Source organism: Spiroplasma floricola 23-6, from assembly GCF_002813555.1.
GTDB classification, from domain to species: domain Bacteria; phylum Bacillota_I; class Bacilli_A; order Mycoplasmatales; family Mycoplasmataceae; genus Spiroplasma_A; species Spiroplasma_A floricola.
Genome location: NZ_CP025057.1, coordinates 1,170,246 through 1,182,258, shown reverse-complemented (window position 1 = coordinate 1,182,258; position 12,013 = coordinate 1,170,246). Strand labels below are relative to the sequence as shown.

General features: G+C 31.4%; 21 protein-coding genes and 1 pseudogene. All 22 read left to right on the top strand.

Features of this window, described 5'->3' with window-relative positions; translation table 4 throughout:
* Positions 1 to 55 precede the first annotated feature (55 nt).
* Positions 56 to 364, top strand: a complete 309-nt coding sequence (rpsJ, locus tag SFLOR_RS05400) for a 30S ribosomal protein S10 (protein ID WP_020834754.1) — start codon at positions 56 to 58, stop codon at positions 362 to 364.
* A gap of 54 nt (positions 365 to 418) precedes the next feature.
* The gene (gene rplC / locus SFLOR_RS05395) at positions 419 to 1,144 is read left to right on the top strand and encodes a 50S ribosomal protein L3 (RefSeq protein ID WP_100917044.1); all 726 of its coding nucleotides are present in this window, start codon (positions 419 to 421) and stop codon (positions 1,142 to 1,144) included.
* Between the two features lie 20 nt (positions 1,145 to 1,164).
* Complete coding sequence (rplD, locus tag SFLOR_RS05390) at positions 1,165 to 1,791, top strand: 50S ribosomal protein L4 (protein ID WP_100917043.1); 627 nt, start codon at positions 1,165 to 1,167, stop codon at positions 1,789 to 1,791.
* Positions 1,791 to 2,075 (top strand): 50S ribosomal protein L23, encoded by a 285-nt coding sequence (rplW, locus tag SFLOR_RS05385; RefSeq protein WP_100917042.1) that lies wholly within the window; start codon positions 1,791 to 1,793, stop codon positions 2,073 to 2,075. The genes rplD and rplW overlap by 1 nt, the downstream gene beginning before the upstream one ends.
* A 52-nt stretch (positions 2,076 to 2,127) precedes the next feature.
* Positions 2,128 to 2,970, top strand: a complete 843-nt coding sequence (gene rplB / locus SFLOR_RS05380) for a 50S ribosomal protein L2 (RefSeq protein WP_100917041.1) — start codon at positions 2,128 to 2,130, stop codon at positions 2,968 to 2,970.
* A gap of 14 nt (positions 2,971 to 2,984) precedes the next feature.
* Positions 2,985 to 3,254, top strand: coding sequence for a 30S ribosomal protein S19 (gene rpsS / locus SFLOR_RS05375; RefSeq protein ID WP_100917040.1), 270 nt, complete (start codon positions 2,985 to 2,987; stop codon positions 3,252 to 3,254).
* Between the two features lie 26 nt (positions 3,255 to 3,280).
* The gene (gene rplV, locus SFLOR_RS05370; RefSeq protein WP_100917039.1) at positions 3,281 to 3,616 is read left to right on the top strand and encodes a 50S ribosomal protein L22; all 336 of its coding nucleotides are present in this window, start codon (positions 3,281 to 3,283) and stop codon (positions 3,614 to 3,616) included.
* A gap of 17 nt (positions 3,617 to 3,633) precedes the next feature.
* A complete protein-coding gene (rpsC, locus tag SFLOR_RS05365; protein ID WP_100917038.1) occupies positions 3,634 to 4,344 on the top strand; it encodes a 30S ribosomal protein S3 in 711 nt (236 codons plus the stop codon).
* 2 nt (positions 4,345 to 4,346) lie between these two features.
* Positions 4,347 to 4,760 carry a 50S ribosomal protein L16 gene (gene rplP, locus SFLOR_RS05360; RefSeq protein WP_100917037.1) on the top strand — a complete coding sequence of 138 codons (414 nt, stop codon included), beginning with the start codon at positions 4,347 to 4,349 and terminating at the stop codon, positions 4,758 to 4,760.
* Positions 4,760 to 5,173: pseudogene (gene rpmC, locus SFLOR_RS06130) on the top strand (50S ribosomal protein L29); the annotation flags it as partial. The gene rplP and the pseudogene rpmC, both read left to right, overlap by 1 nt.
* Before the next feature lie 536 nt (positions 5,174 to 5,709).
* Positions 5,710 to 5,967 (top strand): 30S ribosomal protein S17, encoded by a 258-nt coding sequence (gene rpsQ / locus SFLOR_RS05345; protein WP_100917036.1) that lies wholly within the window; start codon positions 5,710 to 5,712, stop codon positions 5,965 to 5,967.
* 17 nt (positions 5,968 to 5,984) lie between these two features.
* The gene (gene rplN / locus SFLOR_RS05340; protein ID WP_100917035.1) at positions 5,985 to 6,353 is read left to right on the top strand and encodes a 50S ribosomal protein L14; all 369 of its coding nucleotides are present in this window, start codon (positions 5,985 to 5,987) and stop codon (positions 6,351 to 6,353) included.
* Between the two features lie 13 nt (positions 6,354 to 6,366).
* On the top strand, positions 6,367 to 6,684 hold the full coding sequence (gene rplX / locus SFLOR_RS05335; RefSeq protein ID WP_100917034.1) for a 50S ribosomal protein L24: 318 nt from the start codon (positions 6,367 to 6,369) through the stop codon (positions 6,682 to 6,684).
* 17 nt (positions 6,685 to 6,701) lie between these two features.
* Positions 6,702 to 7,259 (top strand): 50S ribosomal protein L5, encoded by a 558-nt coding sequence (gene rplE, locus SFLOR_RS05330; protein WP_100917033.1) that lies wholly within the window; start codon positions 6,702 to 6,704, stop codon positions 7,257 to 7,259.
* 19 nt (positions 7,260 to 7,278) lie between these two features.
* Positions 7,279 to 7,464, top strand: coding sequence for a type Z 30S ribosomal protein S14 (locus SFLOR_RS05325; protein ID WP_020834740.1), 186 nt, complete (start codon positions 7,279 to 7,281; stop codon positions 7,462 to 7,464).
* Positions 7,465 to 7,482: 18 nt separating this feature from the next.
* Entirely contained in the window at positions 7,483 to 7,872 is a 390-nt protein-coding gene (gene rpsH / locus SFLOR_RS05320; protein WP_100917032.1) for a 30S ribosomal protein S8, read from the top strand.
* 16 nt (positions 7,873 to 7,888) lie between these two features.
* Positions 7,889 to 8,431: a 50S ribosomal protein L6 gene (gene rplF / locus SFLOR_RS05315; RefSeq protein WP_100917031.1), complete on the top strand. Its 543-nt coding sequence runs from the start codon at positions 7,889 to 7,891 to the stop codon at positions 8,429 to 8,431.
* A 23-nt stretch (positions 8,432 to 8,454) separates the two neighbouring features.
* Entirely contained in the window at positions 8,455 to 8,805 is a 351-nt protein-coding gene (gene rplR / locus SFLOR_RS05310; protein WP_100917030.1) for a 50S ribosomal protein L18, read from the top strand.
* A 17-nt stretch (positions 8,806 to 8,822) separates the two neighbouring features.
* On the top strand, positions 8,823 to 9,467 hold the full coding sequence (gene rpsE / locus SFLOR_RS05305) for a 30S ribosomal protein S5 (protein ID WP_100917029.1): 645 nt from the start codon (positions 8,823 to 8,825) through the stop codon (positions 9,465 to 9,467).
* Positions 9,468 to 9,484: 17 nt separating this feature from the next.
* Positions 9,485 to 9,922 carry a 50S ribosomal protein L15 gene (gene rplO, locus SFLOR_RS05300; protein WP_100917028.1) on the top strand — a complete coding sequence of 146 codons (438 nt, stop codon included), beginning with the start codon at positions 9,485 to 9,487 and terminating at the stop codon, positions 9,920 to 9,922.
* A gap of 1 nt (position 9,923) precedes the next feature.
* Positions 9,924 to 11,354: a preprotein translocase subunit SecY gene (secY, locus tag SFLOR_RS05295; protein WP_245858715.1), complete on the top strand. Its 1,431-nt coding sequence runs from the start codon at positions 9,924 to 9,926 to the stop codon at positions 11,352 to 11,354.
* 19 nt (positions 11,355 to 11,373) lie between these two features.
* Positions 11,374 to 12,009: an adenylate kinase gene (locus SFLOR_RS05290; RefSeq protein WP_100917027.1), complete on the top strand. Its 636-nt coding sequence runs from the start codon at positions 11,374 to 11,376 to the stop codon at positions 12,007 to 12,009.
* Positions 12,010 to 12,013: the final 4 nt, after the last annotated feature.

The following is a 12,013-nucleotide window of genomic DNA, read 5'->3' as shown; positions in this document are numbered from 1 at the left end:
TGTGTTCATTAAGACAACACACTGAAAAGGGTTGTCAATGTTGAAGGAGGACCAAATGGCTCAACAAAAAATTAAAATTAAATTAAAAGGTTACGACCATGCCATTGTTGACCAATCAATTGCTAAAATTATTGAAGCAGCTGAATCAACAGGAGCTAAAGTTCGTGGACCTATTCCATTACCAACAGAAAAACAAATTATTACAATATTAAGAGCTACTCACAAATACAAAGATAGTAGAGAGCAGTTCGAAATGAGAACACATAAAAGAATACTTGAAATAGTTGAACCAACACCTAAAACAATGGATTCATTAACAAGAGTTCAATTGCCAACAGGTGTTAATATCGAAATTAAATTATAGTAAACAATCAAGATATACATGAATAGTCATAAAAAAAATACAGGAGGAAATATCATGAAAGGAATCTTAGGACGTAAGTTAGAGATGACTCAGATTTTTAGTGAAAACGGTAAATTAATTCCAGTTACTGTTATTTTTGTAGAACAAAATACAGTTTTACAAGTAAAATCAGTTGAAAAAGATGGATACCAAGCACTAAAATTGGGAACTGTTACAAAAAGAGCTAACTTATTAAATAAACCTGATATGGGTCAATTTAAAAAAGTTAACTCAGAACCTAAGCGCTTCGTAAAAGAAATCAGAGATATGGAAGGATACGAAACTGGTGCAATTATAAATGCAGCCGACGTATTCAACGCTGGTGAATTTGTGGACGTTACAGGTATATCAAAAGGTAAAGGATTTGCAGGAGCAATTAAAAGACATAATTACTCAAGAGGGCCAATGGGTCATGGTTCAGGATACCACAGAGGTATTGGATCAATGGGTGCAATTATTAATAGAATTTTTAAATCTAAAAAAATGGCAGGTCACATGGGACATGAACAAGTGACAATTCAAAATTTAGAAGTAGTGAAAATCGATGCTGAAAGAAATTTAGTTTTAGTTAAAGGATCAGTTCCTGGTCCAAGAAAAGGCTTTGTTGTAATTAAACAAAACGTTAAAGGTAGAAAAGCACAAGAAGCTGTTTCATTGTTATCAAGAAACACTGCTACTAAAGCACCAGTTGAACAAACTGCTGCTCCAGTAGTAGAAGAAGCAGCTCCTGTAGCTGAATAATTAGGAGGATACAATTTAACATGAAAGCAAAAGTTTTAGATGTTAAGGGAACATCTCTTAAAGAAATTACATTAAACGATAAAGTTTGAGGTATTGAACCTCATCAACAAGCTATATTTGATACAGTTGTTTCTCAACAAGCTGCATTAAGACAAGGAACAAGAAAAACAAAAACTAGAGCTGAAGTACGTGGTGGAGGTAGAAAACCTTGAAGACAAAAAGGAACAGGACGTGCTCGTCAAGGTTCTATTAGAGCTCCACAATGAAGAGGTGGGGGAGTAACTTTTGGTCCTACACCAAATATTAACTACAAAAAAGCTGTTAATAAAAAAGTTAGACAATTAGCAATTAGAAGTGCTTTAAGTATTAAAGCAAAAGAAGCAAATTTAGTAATATTGGATAAATTTGCATTCTCAAAACCTTCAACAAAAGAAATGTTAAGTGTAATGAAAAATATTAAAGCTGAAGATCAAAAAACATTAATAGTAACTAAAGAACATGAAGAATTAGTTGTTAAATCAGCTGGAAATATTCCAGGAGTTAAAACTTTAGATTTTCAAAAAATGAATATCTTTGATTTATTAAATGCAACTAAATTAATTGTTACTGAAGAAACTGTAAACAAAATCGAGGAGGTGTATGCATAATGCATTTAACACAAGTTATTAAAAAACCTTTGTTAACTGAAAAGACTTACTTAGGTCAACAAAATGGTGCGTACACATTTATTGTTGATAAAAAAGCAAATAAATCATTAATTAAAAAAACATTCGAAGAAATCTTTCAAGTTAAAGTTAAAGATGTAAGAACTATGAACTATGATGGAAAAGATAAAAGAATGGGTAAATTTGTTGGTAAAACAGCAAGTTTCAAAAAAGCCATCATTGTACTAAAAGATGGAGAAAAATTAGATATCTTATCAGACTTATAAAATTAATTTATAAGGAAAGAAAAGAGATTAGGCGAAAACAGGAGGATATATTATGCCAATCAAAAAATATAAGCCTACGACTAATGGTCGCAGAAACATGACTAGCTTAGATTATAGTATCCTTACAACTTCAAAGCCTGAAAGTTCATTAGTTTCTAAACTAAATGAAAAGGCTGGAAGAAATAATCATGGTCAAATAACAACTCGCCATAAAGGTGGAGGACATAAAAGAAAATATCGTATCATTGATTTTAAACGTAATAAATTAGATATTGCTGGAAAAATCGCAACTATTGAATATGATCCAAATAGAAACTCATTTATTTGTTTAGTTAATTATATTGATGGTGAAAAAAGATACATCTTATTTGCAAAAGGAATGCAAGTGGGTCAAGAAATTATTGCAGGTGAACATGCCGATATTAAAGTAGGTAATGCTGCACCATTAAAAAATATTCCTGAAGGAACATTAATTCACAATGTTGAATTAAGACCAGGAAAAGGTGGACAAATAGCACGTAGTGCTGGAAGTTCAGTACAAATTTTAGGTAAAGATGAAGATGGAAAATACATCACTTTACGTTTAGGTTCAGGAGAAGTTAGAAAAGTACTTGCTGAGTGTTATGCAACAATTGGTGAAGTAGGAAATGAAGAATATAACTTAGTAAACTGAGGAAAAGCTGGAAGAAACCGTTGAAGAGGAATTAGACCAACAGTTCGTGGGTCAGTTATGAACCCAATCGATCACCCTCACGGAGGGGGAGAAGGTCGTGCTCCAATTGGGCGTAAAGCGCCATTAACACCATGAGGTAAAAAAGCTCTTGGAGTTAAAACACGTGATAAAAAGAAAGCTTCTACTAAATTAATAGTAAGAAGAAGAAATGACAACAAATAGGAGGAAATGAATAAATGTCTAGATCATTAAAAAAGGGACCTTTTGCAGATGACTACTTAATTAAAAAAGTAGAAGCATTAGGTGACAAAAAAGAAACAATTAAAACTTGATCACGTCGTTCAACAATATTTCCAAATTTTGTTGGTCACACATTTGGAGTTTACAACGGAAAAGAATTTATCCCAGTTTATGTTACAGAAGATATGGTAGGTCACAAATTAGGAGAATTTTCACCAACACGTAAGTTTGGTGGACACGGTGATGATAAGAAAAAGAAAAAATAATCATTAGGAAATAGGAGTTTCAAAATATGGAAGCAAAAGCAAAATTAACAATGATTAGAATATCACCTAGAAAAGTTAGACTAGTAGCTGACTCTATCAGAAGTAAGAAAATATCAGAAGCTGTAGCAATTCTTCAAAATCAAGACAAAAGATCTTCAGAACCAGTATTAAAATTATTAAACTCAGCTGTAGCAAATGCTGTTAACAACAATGGTATGGAAGCTGATCAATTATTTGTTAAAACAATCTTCGTTAACGAAGGACCAACATTAAAACGTTTTAGACCAAGAGCTCATGGTAGAGCATATGAAATTTTGAAAAGAACTAGCCACATTACAATAGTGGTTAGCGACGAAAGATAGAAGGGAATTATAGAGTTATGGGACAAAAAGTATCTCCAAATGTTTTACGTATAGGTATTATCAGAGGTTGAGAAAATCGTTGATATGCTGAAAAAGGTGAATATGTTAAGTGATTACATCAAGATATCAAAATTAGAAAAGCTGTTGAAAAACAATTAAAAAATGCAGCAGTTTCAAAAATTGAAATCGAAAGAACTAAAAAAGAAATCACTCTAGTAATTCGTTCTGCTCGTCCAGCTATCGTTCTTGGACAAGAAGGTAAAAATGTTGAAAATATCGTTTTAACAGTTAGAAAAACAATTAAAGACAGAAAAGCTGATGTAAAAGTTAAAGTAATAGAAATTAAAAATCCAGATGTTGATGCAAAATTAGTTGCAACATTTATTGGAGAACAAATTACAAATCGTGCATCATTTAGAACTGTACAAAAATTAGCAATTAGAAAAGCTTTAAAAGCAGGAGCTAAAGGAATTAAAACTTCAGTTTCTGGAAGACTTGGTGGAGTTGAAATGGCTCGTACTGAAGGTTACTTAGAAGGTTCAGTACCATTGTCAACTTTAAGAAGTGATATCGATTATGCCTTATATGAAGCAAGAACTACATATGGGCAAATAGGGGTTAAAGTTTGAATTAATCACGGGGAAATTTTAGGAAAAAACAATCAAAACAATTCAAAAGTAATTGAAGATAAAAAAATTCAACAAAAAACACCAAGGGAGGTTAAATAGTTATGTTAATGCCCAAAAGAGTTAAGTTCCGTCGTCCTCACAGAGTGAGTTATGAAGGAAAAGCAAAAGGTGGAAAATTCATCGCATTTGGTGAATATGGATTAATGTCATTAGATGGTGCTTGAATTACTTCAAGACAAATTGAAGCAGCACGTATTGCTATGACACGTTATATGAAACGTTTTGGAAAAGTTTGAATTAGAATATTTCCCCATATGGCAAAAACTAAAAAGCCATTAGAAGTACGTATGGGTTCAGGAAAAGGATCTCCTGAAGAATGAGTAGCAGTAGTTAAAACTGGCCAATTTATGTTTGAAATTGGTGGAGTTTCAGAAGAAGTTGCTCGTGAAGCCTTACGTTTAGCAATGCACAAATTACCAGTACGTTGCAAAATCGTTAAGAGAGGTGATGAATAATGTCTAAATCAGTTGACTTCATGATGGAATTAAGAACAAAATCAATTGAAGATTTAATAAAATTAGGTGAAGATCGCCGTGCCGAATTATTCGCACTTAAGTTTCAAGTAGCAGTAGGTAGTTTAGAACAAACTCATAGAATTCCTGCTCTAAAAAAAGATATTGCAAGAATTGAAATGTTATTAGGTGAAAGAAAAAGAACTGGTGAAAATATTAATCAGACTATTAAAGCTAACTATTCACAAGCAGTTGAAAATGCTGAAAAAGCTGGTAAAGAAGTTCGTAAAAAACACAAAGAAATGATTGAAAAACTTCAACAAGAACAATTTGGTTCACAAAATGATGTTTCAGAAGATGCTATTATGGCAGCAATGGAAAATGCAGTAAATGAATCAAAAATTGAAGAAGAAACAGTAAAAAAAGTTGAACCTAAAAAAGAGGCTGCACCAAAAGTTGAGGTAAAGAAAGCTGAAGTTAAAAAGGCAGCTGCATCAAAACCTGAGGTAAAGAAAGCGGAACCTAAAAAAGAGGCTGCACCAAAAGTTGAGGTAAAGAAAGCTGAACCTAAAAAAGAGGCTACACCAAAAGTTGAGGTAAAGAAAGCTGAACCTAAAAAGGTAGCAGCTACAACAAAAGTTGAATCTAAAGTAAAAAAACCTGAAATAAAAGAAACTGTTATTAAACCAATTAAAACTGGTGAAGCAGTACCAACAGGAAAAGGTAAAAAATCACTTCAAGGATTTGAAATGAAACCTATGAAAGTTGGAGTTGCTAAAGGTGAAGGTATTGAAGGTATTGATTTAAAACTTTCAGGTAAGCCAAAAGATGCAAAAACATATACTTTTGGATCTAATGCTCAAGAAGCAAAAAAACAAATTGAAGAAGCAAATAAAAAGGCAGCAGAAAAAAAATTACTTAAAAAAGCAACAACAAAAGGAGCTAAATAACTATGGAAAGAAATTTAAGAAAAACTTACACAGGTAGAGTTGTTTCAGATAAAATGGACAAAACCATAACTGTTTTAGTTGAAACATATAAAAACCACCCTATTTACAAAAAAAGAGTTAAGTATTCAAAAAAATATAAAGCACATGATGAAAACTCACAAGCTCAAATGGGAGATAGAGTTGAAATTATGGAAACTCGTCCAATGAGTAAAACTAAAAACTTTAGACTTGTTAAAGTTATTGAGAAAGCAATTATTTAATTTAGAGGTATAGTAGAATGATACAAAATGAATCAAGATTAAAAGTTGCAGATAATTCAGGAGCTAAAGAAATATTGGTTATTCGTAATTTAGGTGGAAGTGTTAGAAAATTTACAAATATAGGAGATATTGTTGTTGCAACTGTTAAATCAGCAGCACCTGGTGGAGCTGTTAAAAAAGGTCAAGTAATTAAAGCTGTTATTGTTAGAACTGTTAGAGGTTTAAGAAGAGCTGATGGAACATACATCAAATTTTCAGAAAATGCTGCAGTAATTATTAAAGATGATAAATCACCAAGAGGTACTCGTATCTTTGGTCCAATTGCACGTGAAGTAAAGGATGCAGGTTTTGCAAAAATTGCATCCTTAGCTCCAGAAGTGTTATAGAAGGAGAACTTTTATGAATAAATCAAAAATCTTAAGAGGAGATGTAGTAAAAGTAATCGCCGGAACACATAAAGGAAAAATTGGACCAGTAGTTAAATTATCAAAAGATAAAAAAAGAGTATATGTAGAAGGAATAGTTGCAATCAAACATGCAAAACCTTCACAAACAGATCAAGAAGGTGGAATTAGAGAAATTCCTGCATCAATTGATGCTTCAAACGTTTCACTTGTTGATCCAAAAGTAAAAAATAGTGCTACAAAAGTTGGATACAAAATTGCAGATGGAAAAAAAGTTAGAATTGCTAAAAAATCTGGAACAGAAGTTAAATAGGAAAGGGATAAGTTAATATGGCAACAAAAGCAAATGTTAATAGATTAGAAAAACAATATAAAGAAAAAATCATCCCAGAATTATTTAAAGAAAAGCAATACAAATCAATCATGCAAGTTCCAAAAATCACAAAAGTAGTTATAAATATGGGAATTGGAGATGCTGTACAAGATACTAAGAAATTAGATGATGCAGTTCTTGAATTACAACAAATCACAGGTCAAAAACCTCTTGTAACTAAAGCTAAAAAATCTTTAGCGGTGTTCAAATTGCGTGAAGGTATGCCAATTGGAGCAAAAGTTACTTTAAGAGGAAAAAGAATGTATGAATTCTTAGACAAATTAATATCAGTTGCGTTACCACGTGTACGTGACTTTAGAGGGGTACCTAAAACTAGTTTTGATAAACAAGGAAACTATACAATGGGTATCAAAGAACAAATTATCTTCCCAGAAATTGATTATGATAAAGTAAAAAAAGTTCGTGGGATGGACATAACAATAGTTACAACAGCAACTAACAAGGACGAATCATTTGCATTACTAAAAAAAATAGGAATGCCTTTCGTTAAGTAATTGAGGAGAATAGGATAAAATGGCAAAAAAATCATTAAAAGTAAAACAAGCAAAAGTCCAAAAATTCAAAGTTAGAGAATACACACGTTGTGGAAATTGTGGTAGACCTCATTCAGTTTTGAGAAAATTTAATCTATGTCGTGTGTGCTTTAGAGATTTAGCATACAAAGGACAAATCCCTGGTATTAAGAAAGCTTCATGATAGTGAAAGGAAAAAGAAATTATGACAACAGATGTAATCGCAGATATGCTTACTAGAATTAGAAATGCTAACCAACGTTATCACAAAGAAGTTCTAATTCCAGGAAGCAAAGTAAAATTAGAAATAGCAAAAATTCTTAAAAAAGAAGGTTTTATCGAAGACTTCAAAGTTGCAGATGACTTTAAGAAAGACATTACTATAAGCTTAAAATACAAAGGGAAAATTAGAGTTATTAAAGGATTAAAAAGAATTTCAAAACCAGGATTAAGAGTTTATTCAAATTCTTATGACTTACCTCAAGTATTAAACGGGTTAGGTATTGCAATCGTTTCAACTTCAAATGGAATCATAACAGATAAAGAAGCTCGTCACCAAAATATTGGTGGAGAAGTTCTAGCATTTGTTTGATAATAGGGGGAATTAATATATGTCACGTATAGGAAACAGAATATTAGCAATTCCTGCTGGAGTAGAAGTTAAAGTTGAAACAAATAACGTTGTAACTATAAAAGGATCAAAAGGAGAGTTAACTCAAACTTTTAGTCCATTAATTGAAATTAAAGTTGAAGGTGCAGAACTAAAAACTTTAAGAGCAAATGAAAATAAACATACAAAACAATTGCATGGAACAACAAATTCTTTAATTGAAGGTATGCTAACAGGAGTTAGTCAAGGTTTTATTAAAGAACTTGAAATTGTTGGGGTTGGTTATAGAGCTGCACTTGCAGGAAATAAAATCAACTTATCACTTGGGTTTTCACACCCAGTGGAATATGAAGTTCCAAAAGGAATAACAGTAGAAATCCCAAAACCAACAGAAATAAAAATATCAGGAATTGATAAACAATTAGTTGGAGAAGTAGCAGCAAATATTAGAGCATATAGAAGACCTGAACCTTATAAAGGTAAGGGAGTTAAATACAAAAATGAAAAAATCATTAGAAAAGAAGGTAAAGCAGCTGGTAAGTAGGCTGTTGCTAAGGAGAAGTAATTATGAAATACACTAAAGCAGAAGCAAGAAAAAGAAGACACTATAGAGTAAGAAATAAAGTGTCAGGAACTAGTGCTAAACCAAGATTAAATGTATTTAAATCAAACACATACTTCTATGCTCAAATTATTGATGACGTTAAAGGTGTTACATTAGTATCATCATCTTCAATCAAACTGGGATTAAAAAATGGATGTAATATTGATGCAGCAAAAGCTGTAGGTAAAGATATTGCAGAAAAAGCAAAAAATAAAAAAATATCTAATGTAGTATTTGATAGAGGTGGATACTTATTCCATGGTAAAGTAAAAGCTTTTGCAGAATCTGCAAAAGAAAATGGTATGAAATTCTAAAAGGAGATTAAGGAAAAATGGCAGAAGAAACAAAAGTTGTTAAAACTGAAACTGCTCCAAAAGCAGATTCAAACAGTCAAAACAAAAAAGACACAAGACCAAATAGCAACAATAAACCTAATGGACAAAGAAGAGATCCAAAATTCAACAGAAATAGAGAAGACAACCCTTATGAAGAAAGAGTTGTTACAATTAACCGTGTTACAAAAGTTACAAAAGGTGGACGTAGATTCAGATTTGCAGCAGTTGTAGTTATTGGTGATAAAAAAGGTAGAGTTGGATTAGGAACAGGAAAAGCAAATGAAGTACCAGATGCTATTAAGAAAGCTATTAAAGAAGCAAGAAAATCTTTAATTAGAATTCCTTTAGCTGGTTCAACAGTTCCCCATGATGTAATGGGACACTATGGAGCTGGTAAAGTCATGATTAAACCTGCAAGAAAAGGTACAGGGGTTATTGCTGGTGGTCCAGTTCGTGCTGTTGTCGAATTAGCTGGAATTTCAGATATCTATACTAAATCATTGGGATCAAATACACCTATAAATATGATAAGAGCTACATTAGAAGGTTTACAACAAATGCAAACACCAGAACAAATTGCAAGATTACGTGGAACTCAAGTTGAAGTTAAAAAAGAAACTAAAGAAGCTACAACAGCTTAAGAAGGAGTAATTATTTTATGAAATTACATGAATTAAAATCTACACCAGGAAGTAAAAAAGACGCAACTCGTGTTGGTCGTGGTATGGCTTCTGGTAAAGGTAAAACATCAACTAGAGGACATAAAGGTCAAAATTCACGTTCTGGTGGAGGGGTAAGACCTGGTTTTGAAGGGGGACAAACTCCTTTATTCAGAAGATTACCTAAAATTGGTTTCACAAGTTTAAATAGAAAAGAATTTGTATTAATCAATTTAGATAAATTAGAAACATTAGGTTTAAAAGATGTAAATCACAAAACACTAATGGAGAAAAAAATCATTAAAAATGAAAAAACTTTGGTAAAAGTGCTAGGAAATGGTAAAATTACAAAGTCAATAAATGTTAAAGTTAATAAAGTATCAAAAAGCGCTGAAGAGTTAATTAAAGCAGCTGGCGGTACAGTAGAGGTGATTTAGAGTGGCTGCTAAAGTTAAAAAAACTAAAAAGGCTAAATCAACTAAATATAAAAACGAATTCGCTAAAGGTGGTTTCTTTATCAGAAACAAAGATCTTATAAAACGAATCGTTTTTACTTTAATAGTATTAATTCTAATTAGAATGGGAACATTATTAACAGTCCCAGGTATTCAAGTATCATCAAATTTTAAAGAACAAGTTGGAAATCAAGATTTCTTCCAGTTACTTTCTACTTTAGGGGGAGGATCAATTGGGCAATTCTCGATTTTAGCATTAGGAGTTTCTCCTTATATTACAGCATCTATTATAGTTCAATTACTTTCAACAGATGTTATTCCTGTTTTAACAAGATGAAGTAAATCAGGAGAAAGAGGAAGAAGAAAATTAGATAGATTAACAAAATTATTGGCTATTCCTTTTGCTTTAATGCAATCAGTTGCAACAATCTTTACACTTACAAGTCAAGGATTAATAGATGCAAAATGAGGAACAAATGCTCAAGGTACAGGTCCTGCTTGATTCTATTACATATTAATCCCAACAATAATGCTTGGTGGAACATTTTTAATGTTATGAATCTCAGATCAAATTACAATTAAGGGAATTGGTAATGGAGTTTCAATTATCATCTTTACAGGTATTGTTTCACAAATGCCTAATAACTTTACAAATACATTTAAATTCTGAGTTGAATTAAAGGGAGAACCAACAATCTTATTTGATGGATTATTAAAATTCTTAATTTATATAGTTTCATTCTTATTTGTTATATTTGTTGTTGTTGTAATGAATGAAGCTGAAAGAAAAATTCCAATCCAACAAACAGGTTCGGGATTAGTAGATACAAAAGAGCACACCCCTTATTTACCACTTAAGTTAAATAATGCGGGAGTTATTCCAGTTATCTTTGCATCAGCAATTATTTCTACTCCAATGACAGTAGCTCAAATTATTGCTGCAAGTAATCCAAGTAACGGATTTGTAGCATTTACACAAAATTATCTATCATTTGGTACATGATGAGGAATTTCAATATATGGAGTATTAACAATTCTATTTACTTTCTTGTATTCACAAGTTCAAATCAATCCAGAAAAAATTGCAGAGAACTTTAAAAAATCAGGAACCTTTATTCCTGGAATTAAACCAGGAAAAGAGACAGAGAAATTCTTAACTGGTGTAATCAATAGATTAAGTATAATGGGTTCTCTATTCCTTGCAGGTATTGCAGTTCTTCCATATGTAATTACAAAAATTACTTCATTGCCATCAAACTTGGCTATTGGAGGAACAGGATTAATTATTGTTATTTCTGTTTCAATTCAAACAGTACAGCAATTAAAAGGAAGATTAATTCAACAATCATTCTTGGACAAAAAACAAGATAAATTTAAAGAAGAAGAAACTTCATATAATTCACATATTTGATAATAAGGAGAAACAATAATTTATGAATATAATATTGCTTGGAGCTCCAGGTAGTGGAAAAGGAACTCTTTCAGAGTTCCTTTGTGAGAAAGACAACTTTACTCAATTATCTACTGGAGATTTATTTAGGGAAAACATTTCAAATAAAACAGATTTAGGAATAGAAGCTCAAAAGTATATGAATGATGGAAATTTAGTTCCTGATTCTGTTACTAATTCAATGGTTGAAAATTATTTAAAAACAAGATCATCTGAATTAATTTTTGATGGTTATCCAAGAACCGATGATCAGGCAAAATCATTAGATATTATGTTAAAAAATTTAAATAATCAAATTGATAAAGTTATTTATCTTGAAATCAATCAAGATGTTTTATTGGGAAGATTAACAGGTAGAATGATTTGCAAAATCTGTAAAAGAAGTTATCACAAAATTAACAGAAAACCATTAAAAGAGGGAATATGTGATTTTGATGGTGGACAATTAATTACAAGACCAGATGATCAAGAAAATAAAATTAAAACAAGATTAGAAGCATATCATACTCAAACAGCACCTTTAATAGAATTCTATAAAAGTAAAATTATTAAAGTAGATGCTGATAAATGTTCTCCTGAAGAACTATACAATAGAGTTAAAAAAGTATTAGGTTCTTAAGATA